General features: G+C 67.8%; 21 protein-coding genes. 12 read left to right on the top strand and 9 right to left on the bottom strand.

What is annotated here, in order from left to right:
- Window positions 1–294: 294 nt before the first annotated feature.
- Window positions 295–2,604, bottom strand: a complete 2,310-nt coding sequence (locus KVS69_RS03990; protein WP_217537077.1) for a DUF1631 domain-containing protein — start codon at window positions 2,602–2,604, stop codon at window positions 295–297.
- Window positions 2,605–2,936: 332 nt separating this feature from the next.
- Between KVS69_RS03990 and KVS69_RS03985 the strand changes: the two genes are divergently transcribed.
- Genes KVS69_RS03985 through KVS69_RS03970 form a run of 4 tightly spaced genes read left to right on the top strand, consistent with a single transcriptional unit; the run spans window position 2,937 to window position 5,780 of the window.
- The gene (locus KVS69_RS03985) at window positions 2,937–3,512 is read left to right on the top strand and encodes a nitroreductase (protein ID WP_217537074.1); all 576 of its coding nucleotides are present in this window, start codon (window positions 2,937–2,939) and stop codon (window positions 3,510–3,512) included.
- A complete protein-coding gene (locus tag KVS69_RS03980) occupies window positions 3,513–4,436 on the top strand; it encodes a 5'-3' exonuclease H3TH domain-containing protein (RefSeq protein WP_217537071.1) in 924 nt (307 codons plus the stop codon). It begins immediately after the preceding gene.
- The gene (locus KVS69_RS03975; protein WP_217537069.1) at window positions 4,433–4,984 is read left to right on the top strand and encodes an NUDIX hydrolase; all 552 of its coding nucleotides are present in this window, start codon (window positions 4,433–4,435) and stop codon (window positions 4,982–4,984) included. The genes KVS69_RS03980 and KVS69_RS03975 overlap by 4 nt, the downstream gene beginning before the upstream one ends.
- Window positions 4,977–5,780 carry an N-formylglutamate amidohydrolase gene (locus tag KVS69_RS03970; RefSeq protein WP_345776789.1) on the top strand — a complete coding sequence of 268 codons (804 nt, stop codon included), beginning with the start codon at window positions 4,977–4,979 and terminating at the stop codon, window positions 5,778–5,780. Before KVS69_RS03975 ends, KVS69_RS03970 begins: the two co-directional genes overlap by 8 nt.
- Before the next feature lie 35 nt (window positions 5,781–5,815).
- Here KVS69_RS03970 and pip read toward each other — a convergent pair whose 3' ends face one another.
- Together pip and prmC are read right to left on the bottom strand one after the other, a co-directional pair.
- Window positions 5,816–6,760 (bottom strand): prolyl aminopeptidase, encoded by a 945-nt coding sequence (pip, locus tag KVS69_RS03965; RefSeq protein WP_184124839.1) that lies wholly within the window; start codon window positions 6,758–6,760, stop codon window positions 5,816–5,818.
- Window positions 6,761–6,794: 34 nt separating this feature from the next.
- Window positions 6,795–7,652, bottom strand: a complete 858-nt coding sequence (prmC, locus tag KVS69_RS03960; protein ID WP_217537065.1) for a peptide chain release factor N(5)-glutamine methyltransferase — start codon at window positions 7,650–7,652, stop codon at window positions 6,795–6,797.
- A 342-nt stretch (window positions 7,653–7,994) separates the two neighbouring features.
- On the opposite strand from prmC, the gene ahpC reads away from it, so the two are divergent.
- From ahpC to KVS69_RS03935, 5 genes are all read left to right on the top strand, one after another.
- Window positions 7,995–8,558 carry an alkyl hydroperoxide reductase subunit C gene (gene ahpC, locus KVS69_RS03955; protein ID WP_068849365.1) on the top strand — a complete coding sequence of 188 codons (564 nt, stop codon included), beginning with the start codon at window positions 7,995–7,997 and terminating at the stop codon, window positions 8,556–8,558.
- A 151-nt stretch (window positions 8,559–8,709) separates the two neighbouring features.
- The gene (gene ahpF / locus KVS69_RS03950) at window positions 8,710–10,302 is read left to right on the top strand and encodes an alkyl hydroperoxide reductase subunit F (RefSeq protein WP_093532920.1); all 1,593 of its coding nucleotides are present in this window, start codon (window positions 8,710–8,712) and stop codon (window positions 10,300–10,302) included.
- 92 nt (window positions 10,303–10,394) lie between these two features.
- The gene (locus KVS69_RS03945) at window positions 10,395–11,351 is read left to right on the top strand and encodes a LysR substrate-binding domain-containing protein (RefSeq protein WP_068849361.1); all 957 of its coding nucleotides are present in this window, start codon (window positions 10,395–10,397) and stop codon (window positions 11,349–11,351) included.
- Window positions 11,352–11,487: 136 nt separating this feature from the next.
- Complete coding sequence (gene rnk / locus KVS69_RS03940; protein WP_068849359.1) at window positions 11,488–11,892, top strand: nucleoside diphosphate kinase regulator; 405 nt, start codon at window positions 11,488–11,490, stop codon at window positions 11,890–11,892.
- Window positions 11,893–11,943: 51 nt separating this feature from the next.
- Window positions 11,944–12,906 carry a transaldolase gene (locus KVS69_RS03935; protein WP_217537061.1) on the top strand — a complete coding sequence of 321 codons (963 nt, stop codon included), beginning with the start codon at window positions 11,944–11,946 and terminating at the stop codon, window positions 12,904–12,906.
- Window positions 12,907–13,314: 408 nt separating this feature from the next.
- On the opposite strand, the gene msrA is transcribed toward KVS69_RS03935, so the two are convergent.
- Both msrA and KVS69_RS03925 read right to left on the bottom strand, forming a co-directional pair.
- Window positions 13,315–13,965, bottom strand: coding sequence for a peptide-methionine (S)-S-oxide reductase MsrA (gene msrA, locus KVS69_RS03930; RefSeq protein WP_217537101.1), 651 nt, complete (start codon window positions 13,963–13,965; stop codon window positions 13,315–13,317).
- A 30-nt stretch (window positions 13,966–13,995) separates the two neighbouring features.
- Window positions 13,996–14,262, bottom strand: a complete 267-nt coding sequence (locus KVS69_RS03925; RefSeq protein ID WP_068849355.1) for a DUF2007 domain-containing protein — start codon at window positions 14,260–14,262, stop codon at window positions 13,996–13,998.
- A gap of 137 nt (window positions 14,263–14,399) precedes the next feature.
- Here KVS69_RS03925 and KVS69_RS03920 point away from each other — a divergent pair, with 137 nt between their 5' ends.
- From KVS69_RS03920 to rlmM, 3 genes are read left to right on the top strand one after another with little or no spacing between them, the layout of a single operon-like run.
- The gene (locus tag KVS69_RS03920; RefSeq protein ID WP_210131989.1) at window positions 14,400–16,148 is read left to right on the top strand and encodes a glutamine--tRNA ligase/YqeY domain fusion protein; all 1,749 of its coding nucleotides are present in this window, start codon (window positions 14,400–14,402) and stop codon (window positions 16,146–16,148) included.
- 28 nt (window positions 16,149–16,176) lie between these two features.
- Window positions 16,177–16,737, top strand: a complete 561-nt coding sequence (locus KVS69_RS03915; RefSeq protein WP_068849352.1) for a nucleoside deaminase — start codon at window positions 16,177–16,179, stop codon at window positions 16,735–16,737.
- Window positions 16,738–16,761: 24 nt separating this feature from the next.
- Complete coding sequence (gene rlmM, locus KVS69_RS03910; protein ID WP_217537059.1) at window positions 16,762–17,808, top strand: 23S rRNA (cytidine(2498)-2'-O)-methyltransferase RlmM; 1,047 nt, start codon at window positions 16,762–16,764, stop codon at window positions 17,806–17,808.
- A gap of 39 nt (window positions 17,809–17,847) precedes the next feature.
- Here rlmM and KVS69_RS03905 read toward each other — a convergent pair whose 3' ends face one another.
- The 4 genes from KVS69_RS03905 to ubiH form a co-directional block, all read right to left on the bottom strand.
- Entirely contained in the window at window positions 17,848–18,273 is a 426-nt protein-coding gene (locus KVS69_RS03905; protein WP_217537056.1) for a hypothetical protein, read from the bottom strand.
- A 155-nt stretch (window positions 18,274–18,428) separates the two neighbouring features.
- Window positions 18,429–18,743, bottom strand: coding sequence for a hypothetical protein (locus KVS69_RS03900; RefSeq protein ID WP_093532927.1), 315 nt, complete (start codon window positions 18,741–18,743; stop codon window positions 18,429–18,431).
- Window positions 18,744–18,859: 116 nt separating this feature from the next.
- Window positions 18,860–20,035: a UbiH/UbiF family hydroxylase gene (locus KVS69_RS03895; RefSeq protein WP_217537054.1), complete on the bottom strand. Its 1,176-nt coding sequence runs from the start codon at window positions 20,033–20,035 to the stop codon at window positions 18,860–18,862.
- On the bottom strand, window positions 20,032–21,237 hold the full coding sequence (gene ubiH, locus KVS69_RS03890; RefSeq protein WP_217537052.1) for a 2-octaprenyl-6-methoxyphenyl hydroxylase: 1,206 nt from the start codon (window positions 21,235–21,237) through the stop codon (window positions 20,032–20,034). Before ubiH ends, KVS69_RS03895 begins: the two co-directional genes overlap by 4 nt.
- Window positions 21,238–21,313: the final 76 nt, after the last annotated feature.

The following is a 21,313-nucleotide window of genomic DNA, read 5'->3' as shown; positions in this document are numbered from 1 at the left end:
TCCCTCGCTGTTGGTGGCTATAGGTTGCCACCATGGCGCCCAGACGCCTCGGCGAGGGGCGAGTCCATCCAATTACCGTGCCCCATGTGATCCGCGTAGAGCCACGCCCTGCGTGGCTGCTCTTTGCATCCGCGTGCGACCCACCATCGGGGAGGCCGGCGGGTAGCCCCCGTAGGGACTGTCAAAAACATGGATGTTTTTGACAAGCCTCCATGGATGGATTCACGGCGTGTCCCGTAGGGGGCTGCCCGACGGCCTCCCCAACACGTAGCAACCGAAACGCTGCCTTTGCCTTCAGTGAACCGTAGCGCCCTTGGTGTCCAGGCGATCGATCACGCCCTGCATGGCGCTGTCGAAGGCGCCGTCGTCGATGTGCGCGCGCAGGCGGCCGAGGCGCACCATGACCGCCAGTTCTTCCGGCGAGGCCACGCAGAAACGCACGCCGCGTCGGTTCACGAACAGCAGGCGCTGCGAGATCGGGCTGACCCAGGACAGTTTGCCGGCCTGGACTTTGCCGTCCTTGTCGACGAAATCGAGCCAACTGCCGATTTCAAGGCCGCGGAAACGGTCGGCATCGGCATTATCGAAATCAGTGACGTCGACCTTGCTGCCCAGCTCCACGCCTGCACTGTCCGCAGCCGGCGGCGTCGGCAGGACCACCTGCGGCAGCTCCGGCAGCGCGCGTTCCAGTTCCGGGCGCGATTCGGCAATGGACTGCAGCGTGTCATGCAGCGAATCGATCGCCGCGTTGGCGCCATCGGCGTGTACGCCGACACTGGCGAACACCTTGCGCAGCACCGGGTGCCATGCCTGCAGCCAGGGCTTGCCGACGATCTGGCGCCGGGCTTCGGACACTTCTTCCAGAATCCCGTCCGCCAACGCGAGCGCCTCGCTCACGGAGGGGCCGTCGTCGCCTTCGCGCAGCACCGCCAAGGTGAGATGGTGCTGCCACGGCTGCCGCAGGAAATCGCCGATGGCCTGCGGCAATGCCGTATCAGCGATCCGCCAGTCCAGTTCGGATGCCGCGCGGGTGCGCGCCACTTCCAGCTTTTCCTGGCCGCGCTGGGTCTCGGCCGCACGGCGCTCGGCGATTTCGATGCGACGGCGGTGCTGGGCCAGGAAGTCGCGGAATTCTTCTTCCAACGTCAGGAAGATGGCCAGGTTCTCGTTGAACTCGGCCACCAGCCGCTCGATGATTTCCTCGACCTTGCCCATCAGCACGCGCTCGGCCTGGCTCTCGCCGGTGTTGCCTTCGCAGGCCTCTGCCAGCGAATTGAGCAGCTTGCGCGCCGGATGGGTCTTCTGCACGAACATGCGGCGGTCGAGCATGGCCACCTTCACGAAGGGCACCACCAGCCGGCCGATCAGCTCGCGCGAGCGACCTTCCAGGTCGCGCTCGTCCAGCATCACATCGAACAGCATGCCCACCAGGTCGATCGCATCTTCATCCTGCGGGTCCAGGCGCGCCTGCGCCGGGTCCACGCCGAGCCGGGTTGCCCCGGACAGCACTTCGCTCTTCAACCGCTGCGCCAGCGATTCGCCGTCTTCGCCGATCGCCGCGCGCAGGGTCGCGCTCGGCGTGGCCTGCAGCAGCGACAGCACCGACATCATTTCGCGCTGGCTCAGTGGGCGCTGTTGCCCCACCGCCACGCTGGCGGCGGAGGTCGCGTCTTCGCGGACATGCCGGGTCTGCTGCAGCAGCTCGTGCAGCGCTTCCAGCAACATGCCCTGGTTGCCGCTCATCCCGTCCGGGCCTTCGGCTGCATGGTCATGCGCGGCCTGCGCCGACTGCATGCGGCCACGGCTGGCCGCCCAGCGGTCGGCGAAGCGCCGTGCCCAGGCCGGGGCCGCACCTTCGTCGGCTGCGCCGCTTTCGGTTTCCAGGGTCTGGACCAGCTCGTCCAGCTCCTGCCGGGGCGTGGGCGGACGCGGCGTGGCGCGGCGCGGGGCGGCCATCTGCGGCATCACACCGGCAGCGGCCAGTTGTTCGTCGAGTTTCTCGTAACGCTTGCCGATCGGCGCGTGCAGGTCGCGCTCGCACAGCTTGATCAGCACCAGGCGCACTTCCGGCGCCAGTTCACAGTCTGCGAAGGCCTCATGGATGGCCACGCCGATGTGTTCGGGGCTGATCGGGTTGGTGTCGGCGTTCAGTTCCAGCCCGCCGGCGATCCAGCCCAGGCGGCGGTCAAGCCGGCCCAGTACCGGCTTCCAGTCGCGCAGCAGCACGGTGGCGAAGTTGCGCACCGCCAGCCGCGATTCCAGCACGTGCTCGGGGACCAGGCTCAGCCCTTCCCCGCCCGCACCGGCCAGCGTGGCTTCGGCCGACAGCGGCTCAGCGTGTTCCAGCGCGTCCCAGGCCCTGGCCAGGTGCCCACGGAAACCGGCCACGATGTCTTCACGGCGCCGACGCAGTTCACGCATGCCATCGAGGAACAGCAGCTGCGACGCGCCAGCGGTGCCGGCACGGTCGAACAGCACGTCGTCGAAGCGGGCGATCACGGTCGCGAACGACTCGGCCAGGCCCGGCAGGGCGGCCTCGCGTGCAAGCTTCAACAGCGCCGGGTCGCGACCCGGCTGTCCCGATACGTTGGGCGTGGCGATCATGCGAAAAGGCTCCCCACCCTCGCTGGTACAGAATGCAGCATGGATACAACAGGCACGGGCGTCCCCAAGACACCAGCACACGGATGGTAGGACGCCCCACCGGTCAGGGACAGTGAAACAGTCCGCACTTTGAACCTCATGACCCGGGTGCCGGCAGGCCTTGTATCGTAAGGCCAGCGCGGGTGGGAAGCGAGTACAGCGACGTGAAGGAGTGCCGTTAATTAAGTGAGGTTCATCACGTTTTGTCGCAAATGGGCAGGAGATCGCCGGAAGACGGGTCACAAACTGCCCCGACTATAATCTGAGCCACCCCGATGCCCGACAGAGACCCCATGCTCGACTCCCCTGCGCTGCAAGCCCTGGACGCCCGCCGTTCGGTTCCCGCCCTGCAACTGGGCGCGCCCGGACCGGACCCGGCCACCCTGCAGCGGATGCTGGCCTCGGCCGTGCGCGTGCCGGACCACGGCAAGCGGGTGCCCTACCGCTTCCTGCGCATCGCCGGCGATGCGCGCCTGCAGCTGGGTGAGTTCCTGGCCCGGCGCAGCCGCGAGCGCGACCCCACTGCCTCCGACGCACAGGTCGAGAAGGACCGGATGCGCTTTTCGCATGCGCCGCTGATCATCACCGTCATCGCCGCGCCTACGCCCAGCCCGAAGGTACCCGAGCTGGAGCAGCTGATGACCGCCGGCTGCGTCTGCTTCGCGCTTTTGCAGGCTGCGCAGGCGCTGGGCTTTGGCGCCCAGTGGCTGACCGCCTGGATGGCGTTCGACCCGGCCGTGCATGCCCACCTGGGCCTGGCCGAGCATGAGCAGATCGTGGGTTTCATCCATATCGGCACCCCGAAGACCGCCGTGCCCGAACGTGAGCGCCCTGATCCGGCCGCGCTGCTGCAGGACTGGGTGGGCTGAGTGCACACGCCTCTCTACCTGGTGGATGCCAGCCTGTACGTGTTCCGGGCCTGGCATTCGATGCCCGACGAATTCCAGGACCAGCAGGGCTGGCCGACCAACGCGGTGCATGGCTTTGCCCGCTTCCTGCTCGACCTGCTGGAGCGCGAGCGCCCGCAGCACATTGCCATCGCCTTCGACGAGGCGCTGGACAGCTGCTTCCGCCACACCCTCTACGCTGCCTACAAGGCCAACCGCGATCCGGCGCCCGACGCGCTGCGCCGCCAGTTCGCGCACTGCAAGGCGCTGTGCAGCGCGCTGGGCCTCACCGTGCTGGCCCACCACGAATACGAGGCCGACGACCTGATCGGCAGCGCGCTGCATGCGCGCCGCCCGGCCGGCATGCGCGGGGTGATCATCTCGGCCGACAAGGACCTGTCGCAGCTGCTGTTCGAGCATGACGAACAATGGGATTACGCCCGCAACCAGCGCTGGGGCATGGCCGGGGTCAAGGCCCGCCATGGCGTGCATGCGCACCAGATCGCCGATTACCTGGCACTGTGCGGCGATGCGGTCGACAACATTCCCGGGGTGAGCGGCGTCGGCGCCAAGTCGGCCGCCGTGCTGCTGGCCCATTTCGGCAGCCTGGACACCCTCTACGAGCGGCTGGACGAAGTGCCGTTCCTGCGCCTGCGCGGCGCCGCCCAGATGGCGGTGCGGCTGCGCGAGCAGCGTGAGCATGCACTGCTGTGGCGGCAGCTCACCACCATCGCGCTGGATGCACCGCTGGATGCGGCGCAGGCCGATTTCAGCCGTTCCAGCGCCGATCCGCAGATGCTGCAGGGCCTGTGCGAGGCGCTGCGCTTTGGTCCGCTGACCCGGCGCCGGCTGTTCAACGCCGCCGGCATTCCCGATATTTCTCCTCCCGCAAGCGAGTTCGCATGAGCCCCAACACGCAAGCCCCGAAGGTCGTCTACGAAGGCAAGTACCAGCGCATGGTCGTGCGCGGCTCGTGGGAGTACAGCGAACGCACCCACGCCGGCGGACTGGCCGCGATCATCATCGCCGTCACCCCCGACGACAACGTGCTGTTCGTCGAGCAGTTCCGCGTACCCCTGCAGGCCAAGACGATCGAGATGCCGGCCGGCCTGGTCGGCGATATCGACGCGGGAGAATCGATTGAAGACTCCGCCGTGCGCGAGCTGGAAGAAGAAACCGGCTGGACCGCCGGGCATGCCGAAGTGTTGATGATCGGCCCGACCTCCTCCGGTGCCAGCAGCGAGAAAATCGCCTTCGTGCGCGCCACCGGCCTGCGCAGGGTCGGCGAAGGCGGCGGCGATGCCAGCGAGGACATCACCGTGCATGAGGTGCCGCGCGCCCGCGCGGCGGCCTGGCTGGTGGAGAAGATGGGCCAGGGCTACCAGCTGGACGCGAAGTTGTGGGCTGGGCTGTGGATGATCGAGCACCACCTGGATGGGACCGCACGTGGCTGATTCCCGCGCGCTTCCGCTGGCGGCCACGCCCCTGCTTGGCGCCAAGGATCCTGCACCGTTCACCGTGCTGCATCCGGCCGGGCGTTCGCCGTATGTGCTGATCACCGACCACGCCGGCCAGCAGGTGCCGGAGGTGCTGGCGAACCTGGGGCTGCCGCAGGTCGAGCGCGACCGCCATATCGGCTGGGACATCGGCATTGCCGGGGTCACCCGCGAACTGGCCCGGTTGCTCGACGCGTGGGCGATCACCCAGACCTATTCGCGGCTGGTGATCGACTGCAACCGTCCGTTGGCGTCGCCGACGCTGATTCCCGAGGTCAGCGACCATACCGTGGTGCCGGGCAACGCCGGGCTGTCGGCCGCGCAGCGGCAGCAGCGCATCGATGCAATCCACGCGCCCTACCATGCGCGCATTACCGCCGAGCTGGATGCACGCGCCGGGCAGCAGCGCCCGACGCTGCTGGTGATGATGCACAGCTTCACCCCGCGCATGAACGGTGCGGACCGGCCGTGGCATGCCGGGGTGCTGTACCACCAGGACACGCGCCTGGCGCATGCGCTGCTGCAGGCACTGCGCGACGAAGGCGACCTGGTGGTGGGCGACAACGAACCGTATTCGGTCAGCAGCACCAGCGATTACGCGGTGCCGGTGCATGGTGAAGGCCGCGGGCTGCTGCACGTTGAGCTGGAAATCCGCCAGGACCTGATCGCCGATGCCGCCGGTCAGCGCGCGTGGGCCGAACGCCTGGCGCGGGTGTTCACCGCGCTGGACGTCACGGCGCGGTCAACCCCGTAGCCCCGGCAGGTACCCACCGTGGGTGGGTACGTGGATCAGGCGGCGAAACCATCCGTCGCGCGCACCAGCGCATCGATGTTCTCTGCCTCGAACGCGGAATGGCCCGATGCCGGGCTGATCTCTAGCGTGGATTTCGGCCAGGCCTTGTGCAGCTCCCACGCATTCTGCAGCGGGCACACCACGTCGTAACGGCCGTGCACGATCACGCCCGGGATGTCGGCGATGCGGTGCGCGTCGCGCAGCAGCTGTTCTTCGACCTCGAAGAAACCGCCGTTGACGAAGTAGTGGTTCTCGATGCGCGCGAATGCCAGCGCGAAGCGCGGGTCTTCATGGCTGTTCACGAAGTCGGCATCCACGTGCAGGAAGCTGGTGGCCCCTTCCCACACGCTCCACGCCTTGGCCGCGGCCAGGCGGGTGGCTTCATCGTCGCTGGTGAGGCGGCGGTGGAAGGCGGAAATAAGGTCGTGGCGTTCCACCGCCGGGATCGGCGCCAGGTAGTGTTCCCACGCATCGGGGAACAGGCGGTTGGCGCCTTCCTGGTAGAACCATTCCAGTTCCCAGCGGCGCAGCATGAAGATGCCACGCAGCACCAGCTCGGTGACCTGCTGCGGGTGGGTCTGGGCATAGGCCAGCGCCAGGGTCGAACCCCAGCTGCCGCCGAAGACCTGCCAGCGTTCTACCTTCAGGTGCTCGCGCAGCTTCTCGATGTCGGCCACCAGGTCCCAGGTGGTGTTGTCCACCAGGTCGGCGTGCGGGGTGGAACGGCCAGCACCGCGCTGATCGAACAGGATGATGCGGTACTTGGCCGGATCGTGGAACTGGCGCATCTTGTCGCTGCAGCCGCCGCCGGGGCCGCCGTGCAGCATCACCACCGGCTTGCCCTGCGGATTGCCGCACTGTTCGAAATACAGCGTGTGGCGGTCGTCGACCTTCAGGCTGCCAACGTCGTAGGGGGTGATGGCCGGGTACAGCGTGCGCATGGGTGGAGCTCCAGTGGAATCACGGTCGCTCATTCTACCGCTGGGTGGTGGGCCACCGTCCCAGGCTCACCCGGTCGCGCTGCTCCAGGTCCAGCGCGGTTTCCACCTCGACGAATCCGGCGCCCTCCAGCAGCGCGCGGATCGCTTCGCCCTGGTCCCACCCATGTTCCATCAGCAGCCAACCGCCCGGCTGCAGGTGCGCGGGCGCGCCGGCGATGATCAGGCGGATGTCGTCCAGCCCGTCGTGGCCAGACGCCAGTGCGGTGGTCGGTTCGAAGCGCAGGTCGCCCTGGGCCAGGTGCGGGTCGTCGCTGGCGATGTACGGCGGGTTGCTGGCGATCAGGTCGAAGCGCTCGCCCGCCAAGGGTGCATGCCAGGATCCCTGGCGGAACGCGACGTTGGCCCGCCCATGCTGGCGGGCATTGCCGGCAGCGACGGCAATCGCATCGCCACTCATGTCCGTGGCCACGATCTGCGCCAGCGGGCGTTCACTGGCCAGGGCCAGCGCAATGGCACCGCTGCCGGTGCCCAGGTCGGCGATCCGCAGCGGCACGCCCTCCGGCAGCCGCTCCAGGGCCAGTTCGACCAGCCGTTCGGTTTCCGGGCGCGGTATCAAGGTGGCCGGGCTGACCGCCAGGTCCAGGGTCCAGAAGCCGCGCCGGCCCAGCAGGTAGGCGACCGGCTCACCGGCGATGCGACGCTGCAGCAGCGCCGCGAATGCCTCCGCCGTGGCCGGGTCGAGCAGGTCGGTGGCATGGGCGAACAGCCAGCCGCGCTCGCGCCCCAACACATGCAGCAGCAGCAGTTCGGCTTCATGCCGGCCTTCCACCCCAGGCAGCACGCGGGCGGCGGCGGCAAGCAGCTGGCGGATCTCCTGTGGGGCGGCGGTCATGGCGGGCCTGGGCGTCGGTGGGGGCGCAGTGTAGGCCAATGGCGGCACGGGCCGGCCCCCGCGACCGGTTGTCGCAGCCACCCCGGGACGCTGAAACGCGGTTCAGGCACCGCGCCGGGCGGATAACCTGCGGCTATCACCGCGCAGCGCGAGGAAATGATGAAAATCCTTTCCACACAATGGGCTACGAATGAATAGCAGCCCATGTTCACTCGGGAATCAGGCCGTTTCGATAGACTGCATCTATCGTATTGATGAAATCAATGCATTTTCCTTATCGAAACCCAGCCGGTATTCTGTGTTGGCTGCTTCACCCATCCCCCTTCACCACGAGGAATATCGATGTCGCTCATCAACACCCAGATCAAGCCGTTCGAAGCCAACGCCTATCAGAATGGCGAATTCATCAAGGTGTCGGACAGCACCCTGAAGGGCCAGTGGTCGGTCCTGATCTTCATGCCGGCCGCCTTCACCTTCAACTGCCCGACCGAGATTGAAGACGCCGCCGATCATTACGCCGAGTTCCAGAAGGCCGGTGCCGAGGTGTACATCGTCACCACCGACACCCACTTCTCGCACAAGGTGTGGCACGAAACCTCGCCGGCCGTCGGCAAGGCCCAGTTCCCGCTGGTCGGCGACCCGACCCACCAGCTGACCAACGCCTTTGGCGTGCACATTGCCGAAGAAGGCCTGGCCCTGCGCGGCACGTTCATCATCAACCCGGAAGGCGTGATCAAGACCCTGGAGATCCACTCCAACGAGATCGCCCGTGACGTCTCCGAGACCCTGCGCAAGCTGAAGGCTGCCCAGTTCACCGCCGCCAACCCGAACCAGGTGTGCCCGGCCAAGTGGAAGGAAGGCGAGAAGACCCTGACCCCGTCGCTCGACCTGGTCGGCAAGATCTAAGCAGCGCCTCATCCCCATTCCCGTTGCGACGGGAGTGGGGGTGAATCCAAGCCGGTGCGCCCGCGCCCGCTTCGGTTCACCCCTACGCCGCCCAGATGTACCGTAGTGGTACGTCGACGCCGTTCCTTTGCCTGAATCAAGGAGTTTTTCGATGTTGGATGCCAACCTCCAGTCCCAGCTGAAGACCTACCTGGAACGCGTCACCCGGCCGATCCAGATCACCGCGCACGCCGACGACGGCGCCAAGTCGCAGGAGATGCTGGAGCTGCTGGAAACCCTGGTCAGCCTGTCCAGCCAGATCACCCTCGACGTGCGCCGCGACGGCGCCGAGCGCACCCCCTCCTTCGCGCTGACCACGCCGGGCCAGGACATCCACCTGGCCTTCGCCGGCCTGCCGATGGGCCACGAATTCACCTCGCTGGTGCTGGCGCTGCTGCAGGTCGGCGGCCACCCCTCCAAGGCAACGGCCGAGGTGATCGAGCAGGTGCAGGGGCTGGAAGGCGAGTACCGGTTCGAGACCTACTTCTCGCTGTCCTGCCAGAACTGCCCGGACGTGGTCCAGGCACTCAACCTGGCGGCGGTGCTGAACCCGCGCATCCAGCACGTGGCGATCGACGGTGGCCTGTTCCCGGCCGAGGTCGAAGCACGCCAGATCATGTCCGTGCCCACGGTGTATCTCAACGGTGAAGTGTTCGACCAGGGCCGCATGAGCCTGGAGCAGATCGTGGCCAAGCTGGACACCGGTTCGGCCAAGCGCGATGCGGCGAAGATCGCCGCGAAGGCGCCGTACGACGTGCTGGTCATCGGCGGCGGCCCGGCCGGCGCCGCTGCGGCGATCTACGCCGCCCGCAAGGGCATCCGTACCGGCGTGGCAGCCGAGCGTTTCGGTGGCCAGGTGCTGGACACCATGGCGATCGAGAACTTCATTTCGGTCAAGGAAACCGAAGGCCCGAAGCTGGCCATGGCACTGGAACAGCACGTGCGCGAGTACGACGTGGACATCATGAACCTGCAGCGCGCCAGCGGCCTGGTGCCGGCCGGCGACGATGGCCTGGTCGAGATCAAGCTGGAGAACGGCGCATCGCTGAAGTCGCGCTCGGTGATCCTGTCCACCGGTGCGCGCTGGCGCCAGATGAACGTGCCCGGCGAAGACCAGTACCGCAACAAGGGCGTGGCCTACTGCCCGCATTGCGACGGCCCGTTGTTCAAGGGCAAGCGCGTGGCGGTGATCGGCGGCGGCAATTCCGGGGTGGAAGCGGCGATCGACCTGGCCGGCATCGTGACGCATGTGACCCTTCTGGAGTTCGACGACAAACTCCGTGCCGATGAAGTCCTGCAGAAGAAGCTGCGCAGCCTGGGCAATGTCACCATCATCACCAGCGCGCTCACCCAGGAAGTGCTGGGCGATGGTCAAAAGGTGAACGGCCTGGTCTACAAGGACCGCGTGGGTGGCGACGCCCACCGGGTCGAGCTGGAAGGCATCTTCGTGCAGATCGGGCTGCTGCCCAATACGGAATGGCTGAAGGACGCGGTGGCCCTGTCGCCGCGCGGCGAAGTGGTCATTGACGACCGCGGCCAGACCAGTGTTCCGGGCGTGTTCGCCGCAGGAGATTGCACAACCGTACCCTACAAGCAGATCATCATCGCCATGGGCGCCGGTTCGACGGCCGCGCTGAGCGCTTTTGACCACCTGATCCGAACTACCGTTCCCAAGAGCAGCGGCGCCGTCGCCGAAGCTGCCTGAAACGTCCGGTTCCCCGCTTGCGGGGAACCTTTTTTACCTGCTGGGGAAACCACGCCATCGCCCGGTCCATTACCGTCTAGAGGTACAAGGAAATGAACCTACGTGATCTGAAATATCTGGTGGCGTTGGCTGACCATCGCCACTTTGGTCGCGCGGCGGCGTCCTGCTTCGTCAGCCAGCCCACGCTCTCGACCCAGATCCGCAAGCTCGAGGATGAGCTGGGCCTGCCGCTGGTGGAACGTTCCCCGCGCAAGGTGATGCTGACCCCGGCCGGGCTGGAAGCGGCCGCCCGCGCGCGCTCGATCATGGGTGAAATCGAACAATTGAAAGAAGCGGCGCGGCGCAGCCGCGATCCGGAAGCGGGCACGGTCCGGCTGGGCATCTTCCCCACGCTGGGCCCCTACCTGCTGCCGCACGTCATCCCCAACATCCGCGGACGCTTCCCGCAGCTGGAACTGCTGCTGGTCGAAGAAAAAAGCGACGAGCTGCTGCACCGGCTGCGCGACGGCCGGCTGGACGCGGCGCTGTTGGCACTGCCCCTGGACGACGACCAGCTGCACGCCGAGTTCCTGTTCGAGGAACCGTTCCTGCTGGCCGTCTCCGGCCAGCACCCGCTGGCGCGACGCCTGCACCTGGACGTGCAGGAGCTGTCTTCGCAGAAGCTGCTGCTGCTTGAAGACGGGCACTGCCTGCGCGACCAGGCGCTGGCGGTGTGCCGGCTGTTCGGCGCCAACGAGAAATCCGAATTCCGCGCCACCAGCCTGGAGACGCTGCGCCAGATGGTCGCGGCCGACGTCGGCATCACCCTGCTGCCGACGCTGTCGGTGAAGCCGCCGGTGCCGCGCTCGGACAACATCCGTCTGCTCGACTTCGAGGGCGAAGACCGCCCCAGCCGGCGCATCGCGATGGCCTGGCGGCGCAGCTCGGCCATGACCGGGTTCCTGGAACAGCTGGCCGAGCAGTTCAAGCGGCTGCCGGAGGCATTGTTCATGCTGGACCCCGCCGATGGCGCCCCGGACCGGCCGCAGCCGCTGCAGGCGCGGGCCTGACGGTCACGCTGAACCGGCCATGCCGGGGTGCCCCGGGCCCGGGTCGCATACTCTGCGGATAGGCAGCACAATAGGACGAGGCGGTGCCAGCAGGCGCCGCCTTTTGCTTGGGTCTTCCAAAATCAAGGAGTTTCAGATGTCTACCGCCAGCGGCCTGCCGCCGTCCATCACCGTTTCCAGTCACGACATGGACCGCCTCGAGGCCATGCTCGACGGACCCACCGTCGCCAAGACGCCTGCGGCGCTGGCCCTGGCCGATGAGTTGAACCGTGCGACCGTCGTGGCGCCGGAACAGATGCCCGAAGGCGTGGTCATGATGCATTCGCGGGTGGAATGCGAAGATGAGCTGCACGGCGACAAGCACGAGCTGACGCTGGTGTACCCGCGCGAAGCCGATGTCGACCAGGGCAAGGTCTCCATCCTCGCACCGGTGGGCACCGCACTGCTGGGCCTGGCCGTTGGCCAGTCGATGGACTGGGATGCACCTGGCGGCCGCAAACTGCGCCTGCGGGTGAAGGCCGTCCACGCCCCCAAGATTTGATCGTCCCTGCCACGCACCCCGCAGGGCCCAGGTAACGTTCCAGGAGCCGCAATGACCACCGCAACCCCGTCCAAACTTTCGCAGCTGCGCGACCTGTCCGTGGTCGTGGCCGATACCGGCGATTACGAGGCGATCAAGCGCCTGAAGCCGGTCGACTGCACGACCAATCCCACGCTGGTCAAGAAGGCACTCGACCTGCCGGTCTATGCCGAACTGATCGAGCGCGAACTGGCCTGGGGCCGTGAGCAGTCGGGCGAGCGCGAAACCGTCGTGCACGCCGTGGCCGACCGCCTCACCGTGGGCGTGGGCACGCTGCTGAGCACGCTGGTGCCGGGCCGTGTGTCCACCGAAGTCGACGCCGACCTGGCGCACGACACGGCGAACACGGTGACCAAGGCGCGCCAGTTCATCGCCATGTACGAAGCGGCTGGCGTGCCGCGCAGCAAGGTGCTGATCAAGATCGCCGCCACCTGGGAAGGCGTGGAAGCCGCCCGCCAGCTGCAGGCCGAAGGCATCGACTGCAATCTGACGCTGATCTTCAACCCGACCCAGGCGCTGGCCTGCAGCGAGGCCGGCGCGTTCCTGATCTCCCCGTTCGTCGGCCGGATCCTGGACTGGTATGTGGCCAACGGCCAGGCCCCGGCCAACATCGACGCCGACCCGGGCGTGGTGTTCGTGCGCGGCGTGTACGCCGAGTTCAAGCGCCGCGGCTCGCCGACGGTGGTGATGGGCGCCTCGTTCCGTTCCACCGCGCAGATCGAAGCACTGGCCGGTTGCGACCGCCTGACCATCTCGCCGGACCTGCTGGAAAAGCTGGACGCCGACCACGGCGACCTGCCGCGCAAGCTGGTGGCGGGCGCCCCCGAAGCGATCACCGTCACCCCGATCGACGCCGCAACATTCGCCGCCGACCTGGCGGCCGACCCGATGGCCACCGAGAAGCTGGCCGCCGGCATCGACGCGTTCGCCAAGGACCTTGAAGCGCTGCGCCAGACGATTCGCGAACGACTGTAAGCAGTTCCTGCGTTCTCGAACGCAAAGACGGGACGGATGCAGCGAGTGCATCCGTCCCGTTTGTTTTTGGGTTTCCGCGAACAGCTGGGCTAGGGACGGTAGCGTCGGTTCCCGAACGACGGCACGGAACGCCACCACGCCCGGTAACGCATGAAAATGATCGGCCCCGCCGTTGATCTTCCGTGACCCCCAACACACCGTCGAGGGTCGGCGGGGGCGGGTTTGCGGGACCGTAGAGCGCCATGGATGGCGCGAACGAGCTTACATGGACGTACTTGCAGCGTGTCCCGCAAACCCGCACCCGCCGGCCCAGCTCAGGCCATGCGCAGGCTACCGGCTGTTCGCCAGAACGCATGAAGGTGCCGGGCAACGCCCGGCACCTCCAGCATCAAATGCAACCAGGAGCTGTTAAGCCCCAACCCCGATCGGGCAACTCACCCCAGTCCCACCAATCCCGCAATAGCCATTCGGATTCTTGGCCAGGTACTGCTGGTGGTAATCCTCAGCGTAGTAATACGTAGGCGCCGGATATTCGATCTCGGTAGTGATCGACCCCAGCCCAGCCTCGGTCAAGCGCTGCTGATACGCATCGCGGCTGGCCAACGCCGCATCGAACTGGGCCTGGGACGTGGCATGGACCGCCGAACGGTACTGGGTGCCGGTATCGTTGCCCTGGCGCATGCCCTGGGTCGGGTCGTGGTTCTCCCAGAACACCTGCAGCAGCTCGCCCAGGCTGATGATCGCCGGGTCGAACACCACCTCCACGATCTCGGTGTGCCCGGTCAGGCCCGAGCACACTTCCTCGTAGGTCGGGTTCGGGGTCACCCCGCCCGCATAGCCCACCGAGGTCGAATACACCCCCGGCAAGGTCCAGAACTTGCGCTCCGCGCCCCAGAAGCAGCCCATGGCGAAGCGGATGCGCTCCAGCCCGGCGAAGCCGTCCTTGAGCGGATGGCTGTTCACATAGTGCTGGTTGTGCAGCGGAAGCGGGTGCTCGCGGCCGGGCAGCGCCTCTTCCGGCCGCGGCAGGCGCTGCTTGAACGCCCCGATACTCAACAGGCCCTTGGCAATCCCCAACATGGCGCTCTCCTAGGCCGGCAACAGGCCGGCGCTTTCGTCACCGTCGAATATGGGGTCATCCTGAGGCCCGCCCAAGTCCAGCCCGGCCACGATCTGCTCCGCCTCCGGGCGGGCCAGGTCCGGAACGCAGACCCGCAGCACCCCGAACAGCGGCAGCTCGCCCATCCCGCCCAGCAGCGACTCGCCGAAAACGAAGGCCGGAATCCCGGCCGCCTCCAGCGCGTGCTTGACCAGATGGGCGTCGAACAGGTTGTCGGCCTGGTAGATCACGTGCATGAGAGGCTCCCGTGGGGTTCTGGGGCAGCATACGCTGGCGCTCGAATGAGTGCCGACCAACGGTCGGCACCTACCGTCTAACGCGTCCCGGGGGGACGCGTTAGACTGGCAATCTTTCTGCCTTCTGCCTGCGCATCATGTCCGAGCCTACTGCCGCCCCTACCGACGCCCTTCCGGAAACCCACGAAAAGCGGGATTTCATCCGTCAGATCGTCCGCGAGGACCTGGCCGCCGGCAAGCATGCCGCGATCAAGACGCGCTTCCCGCCCGAGCCCAACGGCTACCTGCACATCGGCCATGCCAAGTCGATCTGCCTGAACTTCGGCATCGCCGGTGAGTTCGCCGGCGTCTGCAACCTGCGCTTCGACGATACCAACCCGGCCAAGGAAGACCCCGAGTACGTGGCCGCCATCCAGGATGACGTGCGCTGGCTGGGCTTCACCTGGAATGAACTGCGGCATGCCTCCGATTACTTCGACGCCTACTACCTGGCCGCCGAAAAGCTGATCCGCGACGGCAAGGCCTATGTCTGCGACCTGTCGGCCGAGGAAGTGCGCGCCTACCGCGGCACCCTGACCGAACCCGGCCGCCCCTCGCCCTGGCGCGACCGCAGCGTGGACGAAAACCTGGACCTGTTCCGCCGCATGCGCGCCGGTGAGTTCCCCGACGGCGCGCGCACCGTGCGCGCCAAGATCGACATGGCCAGCGGCAACATCAACCTGCGCGATCCCGCGCTGTACCGCATCAAGCACGTCGAGCACCAGAACACCGGCAACGCCTGGCCGATCTACCCGATGTACGACTTTGCCCATGCCCTGGGCGATTCCATCGAAGGCATCACCCACTCGCTGTGCACCCTGGAATTCGAAGACCACCGCCCGCTGTACGACTGGTGCGTGGACAACGTCGACTTCGCCCATGACGATGCGCTGACCGCACCGCTGGTCGAACGCGGCCTGCCGCGCGAAGCTGCCAAGCCGCGCCAGATCGAATTCTCGCGCTTGAACATCAACTACACCGTGATGAGCAAGCGCAAGCTGATGGCGCTGGTCACCGAACAGCTCGTCGATGGCTGGGAAGACCCGCGCATGCCGACCCTGCAGGGCCTGCGCCGCCGTGGCTACACCCCGGCCGCGATGCGCCTGTTCGCCGAACGCGTGGGCATCAGCAAGCAGAACTCGATGATCGACTTCAGCGTGCTCGAAGGCGCGCTGCGCGAAGACCTCGACAGTGCCGCCGCGCGCCGCATGGCCGTGGTCGACCCGGTCAAGCTGGTGCTGACCAACCTGCCCGAGGGCCATGCCGAAACGCTGACCTTCTCCAACCACCCCAAGGACGACGCCTTCGGAACCCGCGAAGTGCCGTTCGCGCGCGAACTGTGGATCGAGCGCGAAGACTTCGCCGAGGTGCCGCCCAAGGGCTGGAAGCGCCTGGTGCCCGGTGGCGAAGTGCGCCTGCGCGGCGCCGGCATCATCCGCTGCGATGAAGTGATCAAGGATGCCGACGGCACCATCACCGAACTGCGCGGCTGGCTGGATCCCGAATCGCGTCCCGGCATGGAAGGCGCCAACCGCAAGGTCAAGGGCACCATCCACTGGGTCAGCGCCGTGCACGCCGTGCCGGCCGAAATCCGCCTGTACGACCGCCTGTTCTCCGTGCCCAACCCGGACGATGAGTCCGAAGGCAAGACCTACCGCGACTACCTCAACCCCGAGTCGCGCCGCACCGTCACCGGCTACGTCGAACCGGCCGCGGCCACCGCCGCGCCTGAACAGTCGTTCCAGTTCGAGCGCACCGGCTACTTCGTCGCCGACCGCCGCGACCACACCGCCGCCGCCCCCGTGTTCAACCGCAGCGTCACCCTGCGCGACACCTGGTCGGCGTAAGCCCCACTGCATTCGAAAGGCCTGTCCCATGCTGTACGCGCAAGTCCACCTCACCCTGCCCGCCTGGATCCACGACCAGATCGACCTGGCCCGTGCGTATCCCGGCGATGCCGCCAAGGTCGCCCTGGCGATCGAACTGTCGCGGCTGAACGTCGAGGCGGAAACCGGTGGCCCGTTCGGCGCCGTGGTGTTTGGTCCGGACGACCGCGTCATCGCGGCCGGCGTCAACCGCGTGGTGCCGCACAGCACCTCGCTGGCGCATGCCGAGAACATGGCTTACATGCTCGCCCAGCAGCGCCTGCAGAGCCCGCGCCTGAACGACGTGCTGTCGCCGATCACCCTGGCCACCTCTTCGCAGCCGTGCTGCCAGTGCTATGGCGCCACCATCTGGGCCGGCATCGACCGGCTGCTGATCGGCGCCAGCGCGCAGGATGTGGAAGAACTGACCCCGTTCGATGAAGGTCCGCTGCCGGCCGACTGGATCGGCGAACTCAACAAGCGCGGTATCGAGGTCGTGCGCGACATCGAACGCGACGCGGCGCGCGCAGTGCTGCGCCAGTACGGGGAGATCAACGGTGCGCATTATTGATTCCCACGCCATGGGCGTGCGTCGATGAGTGGCCTGCTGTGCCTGTGCCGGCAGGGTTTCGAGCCCGAACTGGCCGGTGAACTTGCCGAGCGTGCCGCCTACGCAAACATTGCCGGTTACGCCCGTACCCAGCGCAACGATGGCTACGTGCTGTTCGCGACCGACGAGGGCGCCGCGCTGTCCAAAGCGTTGCCGTGGCGTTCGCTGATCTTCGCCCGCCAGAAGCTGGTGGTGCTGGCCGAGCTGCGCGAGCTGGATCCAACCGACCGGATCACCCCGATCCTGGCCGCGCTGGACGGCCAGCAACGCTTCGGCGACATGTGGGTGGAACATCCCGATTCGGACGAAGGCAAGCCGCTGGCCGGTCTGGCCCGCGCCTTCGGCAATGCCCTGCGCCCGGCGCTGCGCAAGGCCGGCCTGCTCACCGACAAGCCCAACACCAGCCTGCCACGCCTGCATGTCGTGTTCGTTGACGGTCGCCATGCGTTTGTCTGCGTGGCCGATACCCGCGACAGCGCTCCCTGGGCACTGGGCATACCACGCCTGAAGCTGTTGCCCGACGCTCCGTCGCGCTCGGCGCTGAAGCTGGACGAAGCGCTGCTGACCCTGATGAGCCCTGAAGAGCGCGAGCAGCTGGTCAAGCCCGGCATGCGCTCGGCCGACCTGGGCGCCGCCCCGGGCGGCTGGACCTGGGTGCTCACCCGCCAGCACATGCACGTGATCAGCGTGGATAACGGCCCGCTGCGCGAGCACGTGCTGGAAACCGGCCTGGTCGAACACCTGCGCGCCGATGGGTTTCACTGGCAGCCCGAGGCGCCGCTGGACTGGATGGTCTGCGACATGGTCGAGCAGCCGCGCCGCGTGGCCGAGCGCATGGCCACCTGGTTCCGCGAGGGCTGGTGCCGGCACGCGATCTTCAACCTCAAGCTGCCGATGAAGAAGCGCTGGGACGAAACCCGGCTGTGCCTGGAGCTGTTCGAAGCGCAGGCCGGGCGACCGCTCACCGTGCGCGCCAAGCAGCTCTACCACGACCGTGAGGAAATCACGGTACTGGCGTGGACCGGGCGATGAAGGACGCGCGGCAGCGCTGGCTGCTGCGCTGAGAAGGGCTCAGCCCTTGGCGGGCCCCCGGAAGTGCTGCAGGCTGCGGGTCAGTTCCAGCGCTTTGTTCAATTGACTCAGGCGGTCATTGTTCCAGCTGTCATGTGGCCCAGAGGCCAACCGGGCGGGACCGCGCTGGCGCTCGAGGTCGCGCTGCAGGGATTTGAGGCTGTTCAGCAGGAGCTTGGCCTGGCCCTCGGTCGGCGCGGAGGCGCCCTTGGAGCGGGCAAATTTGTCCAGGTTCACCTGCGCCCGAAGGCCATCCTCGCCCCGGCAGCCGATGCCGTACCGGTGGCACCTGTTGTTGATGTGCGTGATCAGTCCATTGAAATCCCTGGCGGCCGCCTCGGGATGGGCAACGATCGCGCGCACGGTCTTTTCAGCGTTGAACGACGCCGGCCGGAAAAGCTGGTTGAGAACCTTGGCAATGCTCATGATTCTTCCTCGGGAAAGGGAGCGACGCGCCCGCACCCGCTACGGTGGGACGCCTCCAGACCCGTTCAGTCTGCTGAAACGCAGGGGCCACCCACTTTCAAGAATCAATCATCCCGGGCTCGTCGCGCCAACGCGGGGGCTCACCGCCGCACGCATCAGCCCTGGCGACGCCGGTTCAACGCGAGGCACTGCTTGACCGGGATACCCTGCTTGTGGGACAGCAACAGCTTCACGAAGTACTGGCAACTGTCGCGATCGCCGTCGTCCTGCCGCACGGCCGCCACCGTGTGGACCTCACCGCCGACCGCGCGGGCCTCGGGGCTGTCACGCAGCGGCTTCGAGGCCTCACCACGGTTGTGTATGGTGGTGAGCTGCACGCCGAGGCTGCCAGAGACGCCTCGCGGAGCGCGGCCGAACATGCGGTTCGCCGACGACGGCTGCTGGGGACGATCAAGGGGCGAAAGCGCCATGGGGGAGTTCCGGAAGATGGGAAGCGCGACGCGCTGTCGAGGCCGGACAGCGCCAGCCGCGCCGCAGTCTGCGCAGTGGCAGCCCAGCCCACTTCCAGATTTCGATCCCCCGGAACCTACAGCCCCGCCGCGCGCTTCCACAGTGCCGACACCAGTGGCGGCAGGCGGCCCACGCTGCCCAGCGCACAACCACGCGCCAGGGTCAAATGCATCTCGTCGTTGGAGAAAATGGTGTTGATCGCGTCAAACCCATAAGCCGACACCGTGTTCTCGCTGCGGCGTTCGCGCGCCCAGCGCTGCAGGCGGTCGGGCGAAGCCCAGTCCTGGCGTCGCTGCTGCGCACGCAGCACCGTGGCATGCAGCGCCGCCACATCGCGCAGGCCCAGGTTCACGCCCTGCCCGGCCAGCGGATGCACCACATGCGCGGCATCGCCCAGCGCCAGCACGCGGCCTGCCACGTAGGCACTGGCCAGCTGGCGGCGCAGCGGGAAGGCGGCGCGCCGCGAGGCCAGGGTCATCGCGCCCAGCCGGGCGCCGAAGGCGCGGGTCAGCTCGGCGTTGAAGGCGGCCTCGTCCAGCCCCAGCACGCGTTCGGCCTCCGCATCGGGGAGCGTCCACACGATGGAGCTGCGGTGCGTGCCGGCCGGCAGCACCGCCAGCGGCCCGGTGGTCAGGAAGCGCTGCCAGGCCGTGGCCTGGTTGTCCTGTTCGGTATCGATGTAGGCGACCACGCCGCGCTGCCCGTACTCCTGGCGGCTGACCTGCACGCCGGCCAGGCGGCGCAGGGTCGAGTCCGCGCCGTCGGCGGCGATGGCCAGCGCGGCGTCCAGCCGGCGCCCGTCCTCCAGCCGCACGCGCACGCCGTCGGCATCCTGTTCGAGCCCTTCCACCCGTGCCGGGCAGCACAGCTGCACACCCGCCGCCGGCAGGGCCGCCCACAGCCGGTCCACCAGCAGGTCGTTTTCCACGATCCAGCCCAGCTGCTCACGGCCCAGGCGGTCGGCATCGAACTGCAGTTCCTCACCGCCGGCGGCGTCCCAGACCCGCATGCGCCGGTACGCGCAGGCGCGCGCGGCCAGCACCGCCGGCCATACGCCGAGCGTACGCAGCAGCTGCGCGTTGTCCGGCGCGAACGCATACACCCGCAGGTCCGGCTGCTGCAGCTGCCACGCTGGCGGTTCGCGGCCTTCGACCAGGGTGACCTCCAGCCCGGCATCGGCCAGCGCCAGCGCGCAGGCGGCGCCCACCACGCCGCCGCCCACCACGATCACATCGCGCGCGCGCCGGCTCATGCGCCGGCTCCCCGACACAACGCCGGGACCTCGCCGCGGAAGCCCATGGCACCGCCGACCAGCATCGACTGCATCGAGGTCGCCTGCGCCGCCAGCAGCCCGAGACTGCGCAGCGGGCGCATCAACGGCGCGGGATTGCTGGTCAGCCGTGCCAGCCCGCCGGAGAAGGCGATGGTCTGGCGGCGATCCTCGTCCCGGCGCGCGACATGCGCCTGCAGCAGCGCATCGCTGCCCACGTCGTCGGCCGTTTCGGTCAGCTCGGCCAGGGTCAGCGCATCGCGCAGGCCCAGGTTGAAGCCCTGCGCGCCCAGCGGATGGATGGTCTGCGCCGCATTGCCCAGCAGCACCGCGCGCTCGCCCACCAGTCCCTGCGCCAACACCTGCACCAGCGGGTAGGCACTGCGCGGGCCGCTTTCCAGCAGCCGCCCCGCGCGCCAGCCGATGGCCTGCTGCAGGCGCGCCAGCCAGGCCGCGTCGTCGAGTGCCAGCACCGCATCGGCCTGGTCGCGGGCCACGCCGTGCACCGCCCCGTAATGGCGGTCGCCCCGCGGCAGCAGGGCGGTCGGGCCCGTATCGGTAAACCTTTCGAACGCGGTGCCGTCCGGCGCGCGCGCCGAGCGGACGCGGGCCACGAACAGGGTCTGCTGGAAATCATGTTCGTCCACCCCGATGCCCAGCGCTTCGCGCACGCCACTGCGGGTGCCATCGGCGCCCACCACCAGCCGCGCCAGCAGGGTGCGCTCACCGGCATCGTCGGCGATCACCACTTCGCGGCAGCCATCGATCGTGGCGCCCAGCCGCACGAACCGCGCCGGCCGGTACCGGGTGAGGCGGCGCAGGCCCTGCAGGCGGGTTTCCAGTGCCTGGCCGAAATCGCGCGCCACCACCACCTGGCCGAACCACGGGCGATCGTACTGCGCAGCGTCCATCTGGACCCGGCCGAAATCACCGGCGCGGGTGACCTGGATGCGGGTGATCGGCCCCACCGCCGAGCCCAGCAACGGCATCACCCCCAAGGCGGTCAGGGCGTTGACCGTGGCGGCGGCAAAACTGAGGTTGCGCTGGTCGAACACCGGCGGCAGCGCGCCGGGCGGCGCGATCTCGACCAGCCCGACATCGCGGCCGGCCCGGTCCAGGGCGATGGCCAGGCTGGCGCCGACCAGGCCGCCGCCCACGATCACTACGTCATGACGTTCACTCATGCCGCCCATGATAGTGCGTGCGGCCCGGCTACGCCCCGTGGCGGCAGGCGCTAGAATGAACGCTGGACTCCCGACG

Source organism: Stenotrophomonas sp. GbtcB23, from assembly GCF_019091045.1.
In the GTDB taxonomy this organism is placed as follows: domain Bacteria; phylum Pseudomonadota; class Gammaproteobacteria; order Xanthomonadales; family Xanthomonadaceae; genus Stenotrophomonas; species Stenotrophomonas rhizophila_A.
This window is presented reverse-complemented; position numbering and strand designations above follow the sequence as displayed.

Excerpts from the sequence above, each read along its gene's own strand:
- KVS69_RS03990 (WP_217537077.1), bottom strand. The coding sequence starts at position 2,604 with ATGATCGCCACGCCCAACGTATCGGGACAGCCGGGTCGCGACCCGGCG.
- KVS69_RS03985 (WP_217537074.1), top strand. The coding sequence starts at position 2,937 with ATGCTCGACTCCCCTGCGCTGCAAGCCCTGGACGCCCGCCGTTCGGTT.
- KVS69_RS03975 (WP_217537069.1), top strand. The coding sequence starts at position 4,433 with ATGAGCCCCAACACGCAAGCCCCGAAGGTCGTCTACGAAGGCAAGTAC.
- pip (WP_184124839.1), bottom strand. The coding sequence starts at position 6,760 with ATGCGCACGCTGTACCCGGCCATCACCCCCTACGACGTTGGCAGCCTG.
- prmC (WP_217537065.1), bottom strand. The coding sequence starts at position 7,652 with ATGACCGCCGCCCCACAGGAGATCCGCCAGCTGCTTGCCGCCGCCGCC.
- ahpC (WP_068849365.1), top strand. The coding sequence starts at position 7,995 with ATGTCGCTCATCAACACCCAGATCAAGCCGTTCGAAGCCAACGCCTAT.
- ahpF (WP_093532920.1), top strand. The coding sequence starts at position 8,710 with ATGTTGGATGCCAACCTCCAGTCCCAGCTGAAGACCTACCTGGAACGC.
- KVS69_RS03945 (WP_068849361.1), top strand. The coding sequence starts at position 10,395 with ATGAACCTACGTGATCTGAAATATCTGGTGGCGTTGGCTGACCATCGC.
- rnk (WP_068849359.1), top strand. The coding sequence starts at position 11,488 with ATGTCTACCGCCAGCGGCCTGCCGCCGTCCATCACCGTTTCCAGTCAC.
- KVS69_RS03935 (WP_217537061.1), top strand. The coding sequence starts at position 11,944 with ATGACCACCGCAACCCCGTCCAAACTTTCGCAGCTGCGCGACCTGTCC.
- KVS69_RS03925 (WP_068849355.1), bottom strand. The coding sequence starts at position 14,262 with ATGCACGTGATCTACCAGGCCGACAACCTGTTCGACGCCCATCTGGTC.
- KVS69_RS03920 (WP_210131989.1), top strand. The coding sequence starts at position 14,400 with ATGTCCGAGCCTACTGCCGCCCCTACCGACGCCCTTCCGGAAACCCAC.
- KVS69_RS03915 (WP_068849352.1), top strand. The coding sequence starts at position 16,177 with ATGCTGTACGCGCAAGTCCACCTCACCCTGCCCGCCTGGATCCACGAC.
- rlmM (WP_217537059.1), top strand. The coding sequence starts at position 16,762 with ATGAGTGGCCTGCTGTGCCTGTGCCGGCAGGGTTTCGAGCCCGAACTG.
- KVS69_RS03905 (WP_217537056.1), bottom strand. The coding sequence starts at position 18,273 with ATGAGCATTGCCAAGGTTCTCAACCAGCTTTTCCGGCCGGCGTCGTTC.
- KVS69_RS03900 (WP_093532927.1), bottom strand. The coding sequence starts at position 18,743 with ATGGCGCTTTCGCCCCTTGATCGTCCCCAGCAGCCGTCGTCGGCGAAC.
- KVS69_RS03895 (WP_217537054.1), bottom strand. The coding sequence starts at position 20,035 with ATGAGCCGGCGCGCGCGCGATGTGATCGTGGTGGGCGGCGGCGTGGTG.
- ubiH (WP_217537052.1), bottom strand. The coding sequence starts at position 21,237 with ATGAGTGAACGTCATGACGTAGTGATCGTGGGCGGCGGCCTGGTCGGC.